At 64.2% G+C, this 17,152-nt stretch carries 15 protein-coding genes; 11 read left to right on the top strand and 4 right to left on the bottom strand.

Annotation, left to right across the window (positions count from 1 at the left end):
• The first annotated feature begins 348 nt into the window (after positions 1-348).
• The gene (locus QCE73_RS15850) at positions 349-1,338 is read left to right on the top strand and encodes a DUF535 family protein (protein WP_309882220.1); all 990 of its coding nucleotides are present in this window, start codon (positions 349-351) and stop codon (positions 1,336-1,338) included.
• Between the two features lie 96 nt (positions 1,339-1,434).
• Here QCE73_RS15850 and QCE73_RS15845 read toward each other — a convergent pair whose 3' ends face one another.
• Positions 1,435-2,337, bottom strand: a complete 903-nt coding sequence (locus QCE73_RS15845) for a LysR substrate-binding domain-containing protein (RefSeq protein WP_309882218.1) — start codon at positions 2,335-2,337, stop codon at positions 1,435-1,437.
• Between the two features lie 189 nt (positions 2,338-2,526).
• Here QCE73_RS15845 and QCE73_RS15840 point away from each other — a divergent pair, with 189 nt between their 5' ends.
• The 6 genes from QCE73_RS15840 to QCE73_RS15815 all read left to right on the top strand — a co-directional run bounded on the left by QCE73_RS15840 (position 2,527) and on the right by QCE73_RS15815 (position 9,045).
• Positions 2,527-3,687: a CoA transferase gene (locus tag QCE73_RS15840; RefSeq protein WP_309882216.1), complete on the top strand. Its 1,161-nt coding sequence runs from the start codon at positions 2,527-2,529 to the stop codon at positions 3,685-3,687.
• A 9-nt stretch (positions 3,688-3,696) separates the two neighbouring features.
• Positions 3,697-4,836 (top strand): CaiB/BaiF CoA-transferase family protein, encoded by a 1,140-nt coding sequence (locus QCE73_RS15835; protein WP_309882215.1) that lies wholly within the window; start codon positions 3,697-3,699, stop codon positions 4,834-4,836.
• Positions 4,833-5,465 (top strand): isochorismatase family protein, encoded by a 633-nt coding sequence (locus tag QCE73_RS15830; RefSeq protein ID WP_309882214.1) that lies wholly within the window; start codon positions 4,833-4,835, stop codon positions 5,463-5,465. The genes QCE73_RS15835 and QCE73_RS15830 overlap by 4 nt, the downstream gene beginning before the upstream one ends.
• Positions 5,466-5,486: 21 nt before the next feature.
• Positions 5,487-6,290 (top strand): alpha/beta hydrolase, encoded by an 804-nt coding sequence (locus QCE73_RS15825; protein WP_309882213.1) that lies wholly within the window; start codon positions 5,487-5,489, stop codon positions 6,288-6,290.
• Between the two features lie 45 nt (positions 6,291-6,335).
• Complete coding sequence (locus QCE73_RS15820) at positions 6,336-7,727, top strand: MFS transporter (protein ID WP_404989771.1); 1,392 nt, start codon at positions 6,336-6,338, stop codon at positions 7,725-7,727.
• Between the two features lie 67 nt (positions 7,728-7,794).
• Positions 7,795-9,045 (top strand): CoA transferase, encoded by a 1,251-nt coding sequence (locus tag QCE73_RS15815; RefSeq protein ID WP_309882211.1) that lies wholly within the window; start codon positions 7,795-7,797, stop codon positions 9,043-9,045.
• Between the two features lies 1 nt (position 9,046).
• Here the strand turns inward: QCE73_RS15815 and QCE73_RS15810 are convergent, their stop codons facing one another.
• The 3 genes from QCE73_RS15810 to QCE73_RS15800 form a co-directional block, all read right to left on the bottom strand.
• Complete coding sequence (locus tag QCE73_RS15810; RefSeq protein ID WP_309882210.1) at positions 9,047-9,814, bottom strand: TetR/AcrR family transcriptional regulator; 768 nt, start codon at positions 9,812-9,814, stop codon at positions 9,047-9,049.
• Between the two features lie 126 nt (positions 9,815-9,940).
• Positions 9,941-10,852 (bottom strand): SMP-30/gluconolactonase/LRE family protein, encoded by a 912-nt coding sequence (locus tag QCE73_RS15805; protein WP_051626634.1) that lies wholly within the window; start codon positions 10,850-10,852, stop codon positions 9,941-9,943.
• 47 nt (positions 10,853-10,899) lie between these two features.
• A complete protein-coding gene (locus QCE73_RS15800; RefSeq protein ID WP_309882207.1) occupies positions 10,900-11,664 on the bottom strand; it encodes an enoyl-CoA hydratase/isomerase family protein in 765 nt (254 codons plus the stop codon).
• A gap of 362 nt (positions 11,665-12,026) precedes the next feature.
• On the opposite strand from QCE73_RS15800, the gene QCE73_RS15795 reads away from it, so the two are divergent.
• The 4 genes from QCE73_RS15795 to QCE73_RS15780 are packed head-to-tail and all read left to right on the top strand — an operon-like array spanning position 12,027 to position 17,114.
• Positions 12,027-13,364, top strand: coding sequence for an MFS transporter (locus QCE73_RS15795; RefSeq protein ID WP_309882206.1), 1,338 nt, complete (start codon positions 12,027-12,029; stop codon positions 13,362-13,364).
• Positions 13,365-13,405: 41 nt separating this feature from the next.
• Positions 13,406-15,793 (top strand): xanthine dehydrogenase family protein molybdopterin-binding subunit, encoded by a 2,388-nt coding sequence (locus tag QCE73_RS15790; protein ID WP_309882205.1) that lies wholly within the window; start codon positions 13,406-13,408, stop codon positions 15,791-15,793.
• Entirely contained in the window at positions 15,790-16,650 is an 861-nt protein-coding gene (locus tag QCE73_RS15785) for an FAD binding domain-containing protein (RefSeq protein WP_309882203.1), read from the top strand. Before QCE73_RS15790 ends, QCE73_RS15785 begins: the two co-directional genes overlap by 4 nt.
• Positions 16,647-17,114, top strand: a complete 468-nt coding sequence (locus QCE73_RS15780; protein WP_309882202.1) for a 2Fe-2S iron-sulfur cluster-binding protein — start codon at positions 16,647-16,649, stop codon at positions 17,112-17,114. The genes QCE73_RS15785 and QCE73_RS15780 overlap by 4 nt, the downstream gene beginning before the upstream one ends.
• Positions 17,115-17,152 lie beyond the last annotated feature (38 nt).

Genomic DNA, 17,152 nt, shown 5'->3' with positions numbered 1-17,152 from the left:
AAGAGAGCCGCCGGACCTGCCCGCCGGCGAGCTTCGTCATCGATGATGCGTCCGGCTTCCTGCTGCCCTTAACGAAATTTCAAACGGCCTAGGCGACCGCCGAGTTATCCTGTAATCTCCCGTTACGTTTGAAATATCGCGTAATAATACGATGCCAGCTATATCGCATCGAAAGAAATGCTCGCATGGCCCGTTGCGAAGACGAACATTCGTGACGAGGTTTGTGACCGGGCTTACGAAGCTAAACACCGTCTCTTACGAAACACTTTCTGGCAGCGACTATCGCAATGCCACGGTCGCCTTTGCGCCCGCGTCTTTCGTGAATAAGAAAATATTTCGTGGTCGATAATGTCGCTTTTTGAAGCTTGCAATCTGTTAGCCAAAGCTATCCCCAAACGAACTCCTCACGATATCTTCCGACGGGCCCGCGTTCTGATGTACGCAATGCTCAATCCGTCCGCGGCGCGTATCTGGGTGAAGGCGTTGACGACGAACTCACTGCTTGCGGATATCGCTGTGCGCAACCGGCGCTATCTCGAACGACCCTTTCATTGCTTCGCTCAGGCCGATATGCCTGCCTACGCGCGGGCGGAACTGCTGTGCGGTCATTTCCCAGTTGTTCAGGAATTGTTCGGTGAAGATCTGACGCGCAGGGTCTACCTGAATTCGGAATATGTGACGTTGGCATCGATCGGCAGGTATTCGCTTGTCGTGAGCGAGCCGGTACGCTGCTGGCGCGAAGGCTTATTGACCGTCGCCTGGCGCGACGAGCTCGAGCACGTCGATCTTGCGTGGGCGACCATGAGCTTCGAAATGCATACCGGCTCAGGGAAACGGGGCGCGCTGATCGGAGGATTGCAAGGCCCGGCTGGCGGAGACAGAGACCGGGTGCGCGAGGCTACACGCGCATGTCACGGCCTACGACCGAAGGCCGCTGTGATGGAAGCGGTCGGCGAACTTTGCAGGATGGCGAGGGTGGACGCGCTCACCGGCGTCACCAAGAAGACGCACGTTTCCGCTGCAACCGCAATTCAGTTTACCGCGGACTATGACGGCTTCTGGCGCGAACTAGGCGGAGTCGAAGCCAATGGACGGTTCTTGCTGCCGCTTCGCCAGTGGCACCGCGACATCAGCGAGGTTCCGTCGAACCGGCGGGCTGCATTTCGCAGGCGTCAGGCGCTGATTGCCGATTTGCTGGCGCAGATCGGTCGCGCAGTCCACGAAGGCTCGACCGCGGATGCGAGGACGGTTCATCTGAATCACGTAAAGGACGGCGCCCCTCTGCGAGAATTCGCTGTTGCGATGGCCGATAACTATCGTGACGCGGAACCTGCGTGATTGTGCGGCAGTCACGGAAACACAGATTCATCGGTCTGGAATGGACCGTGGCGCTGCATCGAAACTTATCGCGCGCCGCGACGCTGCCGTGAAACCTCATTCCATCATCTCCGCGACAACTTCCTGCAGCAGTTCTCGCACCGCAAGCGCGGCCGGCGACAGCGAATGGTCGCGACGACGCAAGACGCCGAGGGTGCGCATGAGCGTCGGCCCGCAAAGAGGCCGGCTGACCAGCGTCGGATGATCGGGAACGGGCAGCGCGGTATGCGGCAAGATCGTGATGCCGATCGACGCCTCGGCCATCGCATGCACGGTCGAGAGTTGCGACATCTGCAGGATCCGCGCAAAGCGCACGTCGCCCTTCAACGTTTGATTATTGATCTGCGCATAAGCACCGGCGGTAGGCGTAAATCCGATCAGTATTTCCCCCGACAGATCGCTCCACGTCACGCGCCGCTTGCTCGCGAAACGGTGTTCCTTCGTGCAGACGAGCGAATACTTTTCCTTGAGGAGCGTGTCGAATACGAGCTCCTCCGAAAGCGAAGTGGATTGTGCCGTGATGCCGAAATCCGCTTCGCCGAAACGCACGACATTCGCGACGTTGGTCGCGACATCGTCGCGGATGTCGAGCTCGATCTGCGGAAAGCGCTCGGCGACTCTCTTCCATACCTCCGACATCAACGTGCCGGCAGCCGACGCGACGCTGCTTACCACCACGCGCCCTCGCTTCGATTGCGCGATCGTGCCGACCTCGCGCACGATCATGTCGAGATCGGTGATCGACCTGCGCAACGCATCGAGAAACGGTCTGCCGACGCTCGTCACCCGCACCATGCGCGAAGTCCGATCGAATAGCGATACGCCCAGCGTCGCTTCCAGTTCCGCGACCGACGACGACAACGCCGGCTGCGACAGATGCATTTCTTCCGCGGCGCGGCGAAAGCTGCCGTGATGAGCGACCGCCAACGCGACGCGCAACTGTCTCAGCGTGACGTGCATCTCGTCTCCCCGATTGTGTCCATTTCGATCGATAAGCGCAGTTTATCGTTGCATAAGAATAATAAGCTTATCGAGCCATCCAAGGCAGACTAGTATTTATCCCCAGCGGAAGCTTACGAGGCGGTAGAGCACGCGCTGCCTGAGCGGCGCTTCGATCGAACGCAGCACGGCATAACAGGATGGCAAGCGATGACGCTCCTTGATGGCCTACGCATTCTCACGCTCGAGCATTTCGGTGCCGGACCCTACGGTTCGATGTTCCTCGCCGATCTGGGCGCCGAAGTGATCAAGATCGAAAGCGGGGTGCAGGGCGGCGACGCGTCGCGGCATGTCGGGCCGCACATGCTGGGCAACGGAGACAGCCAGTATTTCCAGACCTTCAACACGAACAAGCGCAGCGTCTCGCTCGACATCAAGACCGACGAGGGACGCGAGGCGTTTCTCAGGCTGGTGGAAAGCGCGGATGCGGTGATCAACAATCTGCGCGGCGATCAGCCGGCGAAACTGGCGATCGATTACGCGCATCTGAAAAGCGCGAATCCGGCCATCGTCTGTCTGCATATTTCGGCTTACGGTCGCGACAATCCGCGCCGTAGCTGGCCGGGCTACGACTTCCTGATGCAGGCCGAAGCCGGCCTGATGAGCCTGACCGGCGAGCCGGGCGGCCCGCCGTCACGCAACGGCGTGTCGATGATCGACTTCATGACCGGCATGACGGGCGTTACGGGACTGCTGAGCGGCGTGCTGCATGCACGCAAAACCGGCATCGGCTGCGATATCGATGCGAGCCTCTTCGATGTTGCGCTGCATCAGCTGACCTATCCGGGAACGTGGCACCTGAACGAGGGCGACGTCCCCACGCGCCTGTCGCGCGGCTCGCATCTTTCGGTCGCGCCCGTGCAGACGTTCCCGACCAGCGATGGCTGGATTTTCGTGGCCTGCATGATGGAGAAGTTCTGGCAGGTGCTGCTGAAGCTGAGCGGGAACGAAGCGCTCGGCGCCGATCCGCGCTTTGCGACGCCAGGCGCGCGCCACGCGCATCGCGATGCCTTGACCGACGCGCTCGATCCGATCTTCGCCAGCCGCTCGACGGCGGACTGGCTCGCGTTGTTGTCGGGACATCTGCCGGTGGCGCCTGTCTACGATGTCGCGCAGGCGCTCGCCAATCCGTTCGTCGAAGAGGTCGGCATGATCAATCGGGTGCCGCATCCGTCGAAGCAGGATTTCCGGATTCTGTCGAACCCGCTCAAAGTGAACGGCCAGCGCCTCGCGCAGCAGGTCTGTGCGCCGCTGGGGCATGACGATGCTGATCTGCTCGGTCCGCTCGTGTCGCACGACGCGGCGCGCTAGGAGGCACGCATGAAACTCGAAGGTCTGCGCGTCATCGATCTTTCGATGTTCCTCCCCGGCCCGTATCTCACGCTGGCGATGGCCGACCACGGCGCGGAGGTCGTGAAGATCGAGCCGCCGGGCATCGGCGATCCGGGCCGCGAGATCGGTCCGGTGGAAGGAAGCTCGACCGTATTTTTCCGCAATCTCAATCGAGGCAAGCGCAGCGTCACGCTGGATCTGAAAACGGCGGCGGGGCGCGAAGCACTGTTGAAGTTGTGCGAGACAGCGGACGTTTTCGTCGAAGGTTTCCGGCCGGGCGTGATGGCGCGGCTCGGCATCGACTACGCCGCCGTGAGCGCGCGCAATCCTCGCATCGTCTATTGCTCGATCAGCGCATTCGGCCAGGACGGACCGTACGTGCAGCGGCCGGCTCACGATCTCGCCGTGGAAGCGCTCAGCGGCGCGCTCTCGATCAATCTGGGCGGCGACGGCCAGCCGGCGATTCCCGGCCTGCCGGTCGCGGACATCGTCAGTTCGCTTCAGGCCTTGTCCGGCGTGCTGATGGCGCTGTACCGGCGCGAGACCACCGGCCGCGGCGACTACCTCGATATCTCGATGCACGATTGCATCCTGGCCGCGAGCCCCAACGTGGCCGGCAGCGTCTTCGCCGAGAAACGCGACTACGTCGCGAAGGATCAGCGCAGTCTCGGCGGTTCGGCGTTCTACCAGATATACCAGACGAAAGACGGCCGGCATCTGGTGCTGGGCGGTCAGGAGATCAAGTTTGTACGCACGCTGCTCGGGCGTCTGGAGCGCACGGATTTCGTGCCGTTGTGCGAGGCGGGCCCGGGACCGCATCAGAAGCCGTTGATCGACTTTCTGCGCGAGACGTTCCGCAGCAAAACGCTCGCGCAGTGGGAGCAATGGTTCGACGGCATGGACGTGTGCTTCGCGCCGGTGAAAACCCTGCGCGAAGGCTACGACGACGATCACGCGCAGGCGCGCGCAATGGTTCTGATCGACGAACACGGACGCGAGCAGCTCGCGCCCGCGATCCGTTTCAGCAATGAGCCGGCCCGGCCGAATCTTCGGGAACCCGCCCTCGGCGGCGACACCGAAGCGGTGCTCGAATCGGGCTGGCTCGCCGACAGGAAGAAACCACGATGAGCGACTTATTCGATCTGGCAGGCTATGGCGAGAACCCGGTCGGCTTCGGCAGCACGCCGGCGGTGCTGGTGGTCGATTTTCAGCGTGCGTTCACCGATCCGGCCATGCCGGCGGGCAAGTCCCCGCACATTCACGCGGCCGTCGAACGAACCGTGCCGCTCCTGGCGGCGGCGCGCAAGGCTGGCGTGCTGGTGGCGTCGTGTTACACGGCGTGGAGCAACGAGCGCGGCATGATCCCGTGGAAAACGACCGCGGTCCGCACGGGCATGTTTCACGGCGATCCCGCCACCGAGATGGACCCGCGCGTCTATGACCGCAGCTATGACGTCAATCTCGTCAAGGCCGGTCCGTCGATTTTCTTCGGCACGCCGCTCAGCAGCATCTTGCAGCGCAACGGCGTCGATACGGTCGTGATCACCGGCTGCACGACGTCGGGCTGCGTGCGCGCGTCGATCATCGATGCGTTCTCGCACGGCTTTCGCACCATCGTCGCCGCCGACTGCTGCGGCGACATGGAGGCGGGACCGCATGAAGCCAACCTGCTCGACGTAGGACGCCGCTACGCCGACATCGTCGATTCCCAGACCTGTATCGCGCGCTTCGAGCAGATCGCGCGTGCGGCCGCTTAACGATCCCGGACGAGGACTCCTATGCCAGTAGCAAAAATCAACGATCACAGCATGTACTACGAGGTGCACGGCGAGGGCGAGCCGATCATCCTCGCGGGCGGCTGGGGCACGTTCTGCCACGGCGGCGAGAAGCAGTTGCCGTGGGGCCTCACCGAGCGCTACAAAGTCATCATCTTCGATCATCGCGGCATCGGCGAAAGCGGCGACGACCATGCGGTTCCGGCTACCACCGCGCTCTATGCGCAGGACGTGATCGGCCTCGCGGCGCACCTCGGCGTCGAACGCGCGCATCTGGTCGGGCTGATCGGCATGGGCGCCTGCATCATGCAGGAAGTCGCGGTGGCGAAGCCGTCGCTCGCGCGCTCGATGGTCAATACCGGTTGCTGGCTGTACTGCGATCGCTATCTCGCCGATCAACTGAAGATGCTGTTGTGGACGCATCGGGACTTCGGCTTCCTGCCGTTCCAGAAGATCGTTTCGCTGCTGTCGTTCGAGCCGGAGTACTACGCGAAGAACGTCGATCGTCTGCTGGGCGAGGAGGGCGTGTGGAGCGAGCTGAACGGCCGGATCGACACGCATCGACGGCTGATCGAGGCCTGTCTCGATCACGATATGCGCGGGCGCGCCGATCGGATTCGCGTGCCGACGCTCGTGCAGCACGCGGGGCTCGATCCGGTCACCGGACCGCGCACCACCAGACCGATCGAGCACGCGATCCCCGGCGCCGTGGGTCTCGACATGCCGGAGGCGAGCCACGTGATCGCGGGAAGCAAACGGAAGAAGGAATTCGCCGAAGCATTACTGGACTTTCTCGGCCGTCATTAACGTCCCCGACGAAGATCGGAGCGACACCTGGAGGAGCACAAGGAAATGGCAACCATCGTCAATTCTGGAGCCCGGCTCGATCGGCTCCCCATCTCGCGCTTTCACTGGCGAATGCTCATGTTGATCGCCGCGGGCGGGTTCGTCGATGCGTTCGACGTCTATCTGCCTTCCAGTGTCGTCGCGGCCGCCGTCAAGGACGGCTTCACGGACCTCGCGCACGGCGCGATGTTCATATCCGCCGGCTTCTTCGGCATGTTGATCGGTGCGGCCAGCTCGGGCTGGATCGGTGACCGTTACGGGCGCCGGGCGTCGTATCAGATCAATCTCGCGATCTTCGGTATCGCATCGTTCGCTGCGTGTTTCGTGCCGAACATGTGGTGGCTGATCGTCTGCCGCTTCGTCATGGGACTCGGTCTTGGCGCCGAGCTGGTGGTCGCCGCCGGCACGCTGTGCGAGTTCATTCCGCCCAAATACCGCGGCCGCTGGGGCGCGCTGCTCGGCATGCTGATCAACATCGGCCTGCCGGCCGCGAATGCCGCGGGCTACTTCATCATCCCGCACAGTTCGTGGCGCGCCATGTTCCTGCTGGTCGCGGTGGGCGGCGTGCTGGTGTGGATCATGCGGCGGCACATGCCCGAGTCGCCTCGCTGGCTCGAATCGCGCGGACGCACGGAAGAAGCCGAGGCGACGCTCGCGGCGATCGAAGCCGAGGTGATGGCGCAGCACGGCAGCCTGCCGCCCGTCGGCGTGGTGCAGGATCTGACGACCACCTACGTGCCGCTGCGCGCGCTGTTCTCGCGAGCGCTGCTCGGACGCACCGTGGTCGCCTCGCTGGTGCAGATAGCGGTCAACGTCTCGGTGTACGGAATGATCGCGTGGATTCCGACGTTCCTCGTCAAGCAGGGCATGTCGGTGGTTTCGTCGCTCGGCTACACGACCTTGATGACGGCGGGCGGACCGACCGGCGCGCTGCTCGCCTTCTTCATCTCCGACCGCATTCCGCGCAAGGTCTCGATGATCGGCTCGGCAGTGGCGATCATCGTTTTCGGCACTATCTATCCGACGCTCACCAATCCGACGCTGCTGACTCTGACCGGCTTCTGCCTCGTCAGCTCGATCTACTACCTGGTGGCGGTCGGCTTCTACTCCTATGCGCCCGAACTGTTTCCCACCGCGTTGCGGCTGCGCGGCGGCGGCTTCGCCAACGTGTGCGGCCGCTTCGCCTCGATCCTGATGCCGTACGCCATCGTGATGCTGTTCGAGCACTTCGGCGTGAAGGGCATCGTCGCGATGGTCGTATCGGTGGCGGTCCTGCTGATCATCGGCGTGGCGCTGTTGCGCGTCGAAATGCGCGACGTGTCGCTGGATGCATCGGATCGGGCGATCAACGATGCGAGCGACCTGATGGACCCGTCGCCCGCGCAATTCCAGCGCTGAAGACGATGGCCCGGCGATGCGCGGAGCAGGCCGTTCGCCTCGAACTCGAACAACGTGGGAGCGTGGCATGACGACGACGCAACTGAATTCACCGCGCGGCGCGCTCGGCGATATTCGCGTGGTGGAGATGGGGCAACTGCTGGCCGGCCCGTTCTGCGGCCAGTTGATGGCGGATTTCGGGGCCGAGGTCGTGAAGATCGAGGCGCCCGGCGTCGGCGATCCGATGCGCGACTGGGGGCACGAAAAGCTCAAGGGCGGATCGCTGTGGTGGCCGATCATCGCGCGCGGCAAGAAATCGGTGGAGATCGACGCGCGGCAGCCCGAAGGACAGGCGATCATTCGCAGCCTGATCGAAGAGGCCGATATTTTCATCGAGAATTTCCGGCCCGGCACGATGGAGCGTTGGGGTCTGGGCTACGACGAACTGTCGAAGATCAACCCGCGCCTCATCATGATTCGCGTGTCGGGCTACGGACAGACCGGGCCGTATTCGCAGCGGGCGGGCTATGGCTCCATCGGCGAGGCGATGGGCGGCTTGCGCTACGTGGTCGGCGATCCGTCCACGCCGCCGTCGCGCATGGGCATCTCGATCGGCGATACGCTGGCCGCCACCTTCGCCTGTATCGGCGGCTTGATGGCGCTTCACGCGCGCGAGCGTACCGGCCGCGGGCAGATGGTCGACAGTGCGATCTACGAGGCCGTGCTGGCGGTGATGGAATCGCTGGTGACCGAATACGACAAGAGCGGCTACGTGCGGGAGCGAACGGGCGCGATCCTGCCGAACGTCGCGCCGTCGAACGTGTATCCGACCAGGGACGGCACCTTCGTGCTGATCGCGGCCAATCAGGACGGCGTGTTCAGGCGGCTCGTCGCCGCGATGGGACAGCCCGAACTGGCCACCGACCCGGCCTACGCGACGCATACCGCGCGCGGATCGAATCAGGCCGCGCTCGACCAGATCATTGCCGACTGGACCGCCACCTTCGATCGCGAAGCGCTCGGCCGCGTGCTCGATGAAGCGGGCGTGCCGCGCGGCGACATCTTCCGCGCGGCCGAGATGCTGGAGGATACGCATTTCAAGGCGCGCGAGGCGATCATCGAGATCGTCCATCCGCGCTTCGGCATGTTGAAAATGCAGAACGTGGCGCCGCGGCTTTCGGATACGCCCGGGAGCATCCGAAGCGTCGGCCCCGAACTCGGCGAGCACAACCACGAAATGCTGGTCGGGCGACTCAAACTCGACGTGGACACCGTGCGCGAGTTGCAGGAGAAGCGGGTGATCGGCCGGGTCACGACCGAACAGGCGACGGTGAGTTGATTCACTCCGGTTGAACGCTGGCTGCACGACGGGAGCGTTTCGGCGCCGACGCCTTTGCCGCTTTCCCGCCCGGCGTCGGATCGACCAGCGACCGGATACCGGCAGCCGCGAACTTGACGAGCTGCTCATAATGCGCAGTAGATTTCGACGTACGGGCGGCAGCGCCGAGACGCTCGGCGCGGCCGTTGAGCGCGTGCGCTTGCTGCCTGGCGCCGACGGAAAAGAGATACGCCCACGTCGCATGCTCCCGCGAGATGCCGGGAATGACCGTATGCAACGCATCGATGATGCGCTCCGCTATAGGGTCGTAGTATGTCTCGCGGATACGTCGAGACCGCTCGTCGCTACCCAGGCTGACGGAGGCCACGAGTTGCACGTAAAGCGCGAGGTTCGCGGCGTCCTCGCCGTGAAAAATCTCCGACAACGGTGTGAAAGCGATCGTCAGTACGTCTTCGACCGTCGCGGTACGGTCACTCTCGAAAAGGGCGTCGAGCAGTTTGCCGCGATGATCGTTGATTGCCGATGAACGGCGCTCGAAGACCGCCTCATAGAGCCTGTCCTTGTTCGCGTAGTGATAGTGCACGAGCGCCTGCGCCACACCGGCTTCGTCGGCGATGTTGCGCATGCTCGCCCCTGCGTAACCATGTTCGCCGAACACCCGCTCCGCTGCGTTCAGTATCGCGGAGAGCCGCGAGCCCGGTGCACGCTCGGTTTCCTGAGCATGGTTGCCCGGGTTCCCGGACGCTTTCTTCTCACGCGATGTTTTCATGTTCAGACGCTCCCGCGTTGTCCTATTCGATCGATCAGTCAGTATATCGCGACGCCTTGCGCGCGGGTCGCCCGATTCGGACCGCGTCGCGCCAGGCGACGCGGTCCGCCGATGAGCGAGCGCTGCTTATCCGAGGAATTCGGGCTCGGCAAGTCCTTTCACACCGGGCCGCACCGCGAGCACGTTGCCCGCGAGCGGTTGCTGCGCGAGTTCCTTTTCGGTCATGCGCCGACGCGCCGTCGTGATGAAAAGCGTATCGAGATCCGGGCCGCCGAAACACAGGCTGCTCACGCGCCGCACCGGCAGGTTGATCACCATGTCGATTCGTCCGCGCGGGTCGTAGCGCGTGACGCACCAGCCGTCCATGTTGGCGCTCCAGAAGCACCCGTCGGCATCGACGGTCGAGCCGTCGCAAATGCCGCGTCCGAGCGGCACCTCCGCGAACTTGCGGCGGTTATAGATAGCGCCGTCCACCGAGTCGTAATCGAATACGTCGATCTGGCAACTGAACGAATCGGTCATGTACATGAGCCGGTTATCGGGGCTGAAACTGATGCCGTTGATGCACGTGATGCCTTCCATGATCAGCTTCGGCTGCAGATCGGGATCGAGGCGGAACAGGCGCCCGCGCGGAGTGTAGGCGGCGGCTTCGACCGTGCCGGACCAATAGCGTCCGTGACGATCGCATTTGCCGTCGTTGAAACGGTTCTTGGGCCGCTCGGCATCCGGACGCGCGATTTCGCTCAGTTCACCGGTTTCGGGCGAGAAAAAGTAGAAGCCCGAACGCATGCCCACGATCAGGCCGCCTTTGGCGCGCAGGCCGATGCTGCCGATCTCTTCCTGCATCGGCCAGCTTTTCTTGGCGCCGCTCGAAATGTCGAGGCGATGAATCGCCTGACCGATGCCGTCCACCCACCACAGCAATTGCGTCTTCTCGTCCCAGATGATCGATTCGCCGAGCACGTCGGGCGTGGAATCGACCACGTCGATGACCGAACCTACCATGTCGATCGGTCTCGTGATGCTGCTGACTGTCATGCTGTCTCCTTGTTTCTCGATGTAAATGATTTCGATGGATCGAATATTCAGACAGCCGGTTCCTTCATGCGCGCGATGCCTTCGAGCGCGAGCCCGTAACCGAGCACGTCATGCAGGCGCGCCTTCAGTTCCTGATTCAGGCAGGTGCGCGTATAGCGTCGCACGAGGCGCGGCTGTTTGAGCATCAACTTCGCGAGTTCGCGCGCGCGCGGCAAAAGGTCCGTCTGCGGGAGCACTTCGTTGACGAGGCCCATCTTCAACGCTTCGTCGGCGCTGATTTCCTGACCCGTCAGCAGAAAATAGTGGCCGCGCGCGCGGCCCATCAGCAACGGCATGATCAGATGCATGCCGTCGCCCGGCACCATGCCGCCCTGAAAGTGCGCGGTGTCCTGAATGGTCGCGGTGTCGGAGGCCAGCACGATGTCGCCGAGCAGCGGAATCTCCGCGTGCCGCACCGCCGGACCATTGATGACGCTGATCACCGGCGCCTCGATATTCAGCAGGTTGATGAGCAGATGCTTCGCTTCCCAGTAGATCGGATCGTAGATCGTGGGCGTCATCGAATTGCGGTTCTGGTGCATGCCGGGCGCGATGGACGGGCCGCTGAACGCATCGCCCGTGCCGGTCATGATGACCACGTCGTTTTCGCGGTCGCGGCCGACATCGAGAAAGGCCTGCTCGAACTCGCGATGAGCCGTCAGGTTCCACACGAGCGGCTCGCCGTGCGTATGAAAGTGCATCTCCAGCACGCCGTCGCTGCGCGTCATGCGGATGGTCTCGAACTTGTCTGCGTATTCGTCGAAATGGCTCACGGCTCTTTCCTCTGCTGAACGTTGAAGATTCGCGCTGGCGACGGCCGCTCGGTTGCGACATGTCGCCGGGCAAGGGTTTCAGCCGCCGATACTAGTCCTGACTGATCGATCAGTCAACAAGGGAAATTCCGCCCGCGTTTCCGGTTGACCACCCGTTCGCTCGTCCGCTACTGTGCTGACTGTTCGATCGATCAGTTTTTCGCTTCCTGCGGATTCGCGGCATTCGCCCGGCTCCACGCAGCCCCGACAAAAGCTCATGCCGCCGGCCCGACCGCGCGCCGGCAGGCTCAAGGAGACAGCTTCATGAAACGCTTTCCGTCGTCCACGCGCCGTTTTCCCAACCTTCACTGAGAGGGGCCGCCATGTCGCGCAAAATCGCTCTCGACGCCAACGCGCCCGCTCCGGTGACGACACCCGACGACACGCAGCGTGCGCTGTATTTCAAGGTTGCCGTTCGGCTCGTGCCGTTTCTGATCGTGTGTTACGTGGTTGCGTATCTCGACCGCATCAACGTCGGGTTCGCCAAGCTGCAGATGCAGGAGGCGCTCGGGTTCAGCGACGCCGTGTACGGTCTGGGCGCGGGCATCTTTTTCATCGGCTACTTTCTGTTCGAAGTGCCGAGCAATCTGCTTTTGCAGCGTATCGGCGCGCGCAAGACCATCACGCGCATCATGGTGCTGTGGGGCATCACCGGCTGCGCGATGGCGACGGTATCGAGTCCCGCCGCGTTCTACGTGCTGCGCTTTCTGCTCGGTGTGTTCGAGGCGGGCTTCTTTCCGGGCGTGGTCTATTTCCTGAGCCAGTGGTTCCCGCGCAGCCGGCGCGGGCAGATTCTCGGCCTCTTCATGACGGGCTTTCCGATCGCGGGCATGATCGGCGGCCCGATATCGGGATGGGCGATGTCGCATCTCGCGGGCATCGCGGGTCTCGCGGGCTGGCAGTGGCTGTATATCGTCGAAGCGGTGCCGGCGGTGCTGCTGGGCATCGTGACGTGGTTCACGCTGCCGGACGACATCGAACGCGCCCGATGGCTCACCGAGCCGGAGCGCGACACCTTGCGCCATGCTTTGCGCGCCGAAGGGCACGACGAGGGCTCGAAACATGCCGGCCAGTTGCGGCAGGTGATCGCCGACCCGAAGGTGTATCTCATGAGCTTCGCGTACTTCACGTTCATCTGCGGCACGTATGCGCTGAGTTTCTGGCTGCCGACGGTGCTGAAGGCCGCGGGCGCGACGAGCGTGGAGCGTATCGGCTGGCTGTCGGCGATTCCGTACGGCATCGCGGCCATCGGCATGGTGCTGATCTGCCGTCACTCGGACCGGCTGCTCGAACGCCGCTGGCACGGCGCGCTGTCCGCCTTTGCCGGAGCCATCGCGCTTTCGCTGCTGCCGCTTCTGGCGCATGATCTCACTGCGACCATCGTGCTGCTGACGATCGCCTCGAACACCGTGATCGTCACCATTCCGCTGCTGTGGTCGCTAGCGTCGGCATACTTAGCGGGCTCGCCGGCCGCCGCGGCCGCCATCGCGTTCGTCAACAGCCTGGGTCTCCTGGGCGGCTTCGCCAGTCCGTTCGCGATGGGCTGGCTCAAGACCCTGAGCGGCACGCTGAACAGCGGTCTCTATCTGATGACGACGCTGCTCGCACTCGGCGCCTGCGCCATGCTGTGCATGCGCGCCGGAGCACGGACAAACGGATGACGAACGAAGCGACGAACCCAACGCAAGCGCAGCCGGCACACATGGAACAGACCTTCGAGGATGCATCGCCGGGAAGCCTGCTGGGCGCGAGCGTCGCCCGGCTGGACGGCGCGCGATTCGTCTCGGGACGGGTGGACTACAGCGCCGATCTCATTCCGCAAGGCGCGCTCCACCTCGCGATCCTGCGCAGCGCTCACGCCTGCGCGACCCTCGTTTCGATCGATCTGTCCGATGCGCTCGCCATGCCCGGCGTCGTGGCCGGGCTGACGGGCGAAGACGCCGCGCGTCTGTCCGATCCCATGCCGCCCGCGATGGATCTGCCGGCCAAAGGCGCGCGCGGTCCGCTGCAGAGCCGCTGTCTCGCATTGGGCCACGCGACGTACTTCGGGCAGCCGGTCGCGGCGCTCGTGGCGACATCGGTCCATGATGCGCAAGCGGCGCTCGAGAAGATTCGCGTCGAATACGAAGTGCATGTGGCGACGACGAACGCGCACGACGCCTTGCGCGAAGGTGCGCCGATCGTCCAGCCCGGCTGGGACACGAACCTCCTCGTGCGCGACCGCATTCGTTCAGGCGATGCCGATGCCGCCTTCGCGCGCGCGGCGCATGTCGCGCGGGGCGAACTGACGATCGGCGCATCGACGAGCGCGCCGATGGAAACGCTCTGCTATATCGCCGAATGGGACGCACGCGGCGAACGCTATACGCTGACTGGCACGTTCCAGAATCCTCATACGAGCCGCTGGCTGCTCGCGGCGGCGCTGCGTGTGAAGGAGTCGCAGGTGCGGGTGATCGCGCCGCGCATCGGCGGAACGTTCGGGCTCAAGATGGCGGGGCATCCGGAGGAAGTGCTGGTCGCGCTGTTCAGCCGCATCACGAAGCGCCCGGTCGCGTGGGTCGAGGAGCGGCGCGAGACGCTGCTCGCGGGGGCGCGCTCGCAACATCACAGCTTCGAGATCGCAGCGGACGAGCACGGCAGGCTGATTGGCTGGCGCGACCGGATGCTGGTCGACGTCGGTATCATCGGAGCGGGTCATAGCTGGGCGATGGCGCTCGTCACGCCGGCGGTGTTTCCGACCGTCTATACCATCGAGCATTGCGATATCGAATGCTCGCTCGCCATCACCAACCAGCCGCCGTGGCAGGCCATTCGCGGTTACGGCAAGGAGATCGGCAACCTCGTGCTGGAGCGTGCCGTCGATCTGCTCGCCCGTCAGACCGGCATCGATCCGGTCGAGCTGCGGCGGCGCAATCTGGTTGCGCGCGAAGCCTTGCCGCGTCTGCTGCCATCGGGACTCAACGTGGATAGCGGCGACTATCCGGGCGGCCTCGAACAATTGCTGACCCTGTTCGATTACCCGCGATGGCAGGCGCGCTCGCGGGCCGCGCGTGATACGGAGCGGCGCATCGGCATAGGGATCGCGTTCGAACTGACGCCGGAAGGCGGCGCGCGGCCCGGCAACTTTCCCAATGGCTACGAGACATCGACGGTGCGCATGATGCCCTCGGGCGACGTGCAGGTGCTCACGGGCGTGACATCGCCCGGCAGCGGCAGCGACACCGGCATCGCGCAGATGGTGGCGGGCGAACTGGGCTTGCGCGCGGATCAGGTGCGCGTGATCGAAGGCGACACCGACGTGACGCCGCTCGGCACCGGCAACGCCAGCAGCCGCGCGCTGATGTACGGCGGAACCGCCGCGTATCTGGCCGCGCAGGAGCTGCGCGAGCGGCTTCGGCAATGCGCGGCCAACATGCTGGGCGGTGCGCCCGGCGATATCGTGCTCCGTGACGGCCACGCGCAACGCATGACGGACGGCGCGAAGATCGCCGTCGCCGAACTCGCGCTCGGTGCGCATCTGCGGCCATTCACGGTGGCGGCGGGCGTGACACTCCCGCTGGAAGTGACGCGCAGCTTCGCGCCGAAGAACGTGCGCGTTGAGCCGGACGCGCAGGGCCGCATCGCCACGTATCCGACGTTTTCCTACTCCGTGCATGCCGTGGCGCTCGAACTCGACATGCTCACCGGCAACAGCAAGCTGCTCGACTATGCCGTCGTCCACGACTGCGGCGCGATGATCAACCCCGCGCTCGTCGAAGCACAACTGCGCGGCGCGATCGTCATGGGGATCGGCGTCGCGTTGTGGGAACTCATCCGGTTCGACGAACGGCATCGCATGATCACCGATCGCTTCAAGAGCTACCTGTTGCCGCGTGCGAACGATCTGCCGCCGATTCGCGTCGGACATCGCGTCACGCTCAATCCGTTTCATCCGCTCGGCATGAAGGGCGCGGGGGAATCGGGACTCGGCGGGGCTCTCGCCGCCGTCAGCAACGCCGTGGCGAATGCGCTCGGCGACGACGCGCGGCTCGAACACGTTCCGGCGACACCCGCGCACGTCATCGCATCTCTGAAGGAGCGATGCGCATGATCGGCCATTACTTCAAGTTTCATCAGCCGGCGACACTCGGCGAAGCGTGCGGCCTGCTGGCCCGTTTTCAGGACGATGCATCCGTGCTCGGCGGCGGCACGATGCTGGTGCCGTCGATGTCGGCGAATCTCGCGCGGCCGGGTCATCTGATCGGTCTCGCGGCGCTCGGCCTGAACGAGATCGCGCTCGCCGACACGCATCTGCATATCGGCGCCATGACGACGTATGCGCGCCTGCTCGCCTCGCCGCTCGTCGCAACGCACGCGCCGCTGCTCGCCGCGATGACCGCGCAGGTCACGGGCGGTGCGTCGATTCTGAATCAGGGCACGCTCGGCGGGGCCGCGAGCTTCGCGAATCCGTCGTCGGATGCGCCGGGCTGTCTCGCCGCGCTGGAGGCGATCTTCGAGCTGAGCTCGTCGCGTGGCGTGCGTCACATCGCGGCAAGCGATTTTTTCATCGACGCCTTTCGCACCGCACGGCGCGCCGACGAAATTCTCACCGGCATTCGCGTGCCGCGCGACGCGACGCTCGTCGGCTGCGAGTATCAAAAGTACAAGGCGAGCGCGAGTTCGTGGCCGATCGTGACGGTCGCGTGTTCGCTGCATCGCAGCGACGAGATGAGCGTGCGGCTCGCGGTCGGCGCGGCCGGGCAGCGGCCTGCGTATCGGCGGTTCGTGATCGACGAAGACACGCTGCGCGCGCCCGATGCCTTCATCGAACACGCGGCGCTGAGTGCGCTGGATCTCGTCGGCGCCGGCTGGAGCGACGAACTCGCGGATGGCAACTACCGTCGCGCGATCGTGCCGGGTGTGGTGAAGCGGCACATGCGCAGCGTACTTACCGGAAGCAGGCTATGAAACAAACGATCGAGGTGCGGCTCACGCTCAACGGCGAGCCGCGTTGCGTGCAGGTGGATTCGCGCCAGTTGCTCGTCGAGGTGATTCGCGATGCGCTGGATGCTAAAGGCACGCGTATCGGCTGTCTGACGGGCGATTGCGGCGCGTGCACGGTGCTGATCGATGGCGAGGTGCGCAAGTCGTGCCTCGTGCTGGCGGCGTCGATAAGCGGCAATGATGTGCGGACCATCGAAGGCATCGAGAGCATCGAAGCGTTGCAGGAGGCGTTTATCGCCGAGAACGGGTTTCAGTGCGGCTTCTGCACGAGCGGAATGATCGTCGCGGCGGCGGACCTGCTCAGGAACAATCCTCGGCCGAGCCGAGATGAGATCCGGCGCGCCATCAGCGGCAATCTGTGCCGATGCACGGGCTACGAAAGCATCGTCGAGGCGATACATCGCGCGGCGCACGGCGCAACCGGCTGACGTCGCGCTCGACTCGGCAGCGCCGCGAGTCCCGCGCC

The sequence above is a fragment of the Caballeronia sp. LZ029 genome (assembly GCF_031451275.1).
GTDB classification, from domain to species: domain Bacteria; phylum Pseudomonadota; class Gammaproteobacteria; order Burkholderiales; family Burkholderiaceae; genus Caballeronia; species Caballeronia jiangsuensis.
Note: the sequence above shows the minus strand (reverse complement) of the source record. Positions and strands in the feature narration are given on the sequence as shown.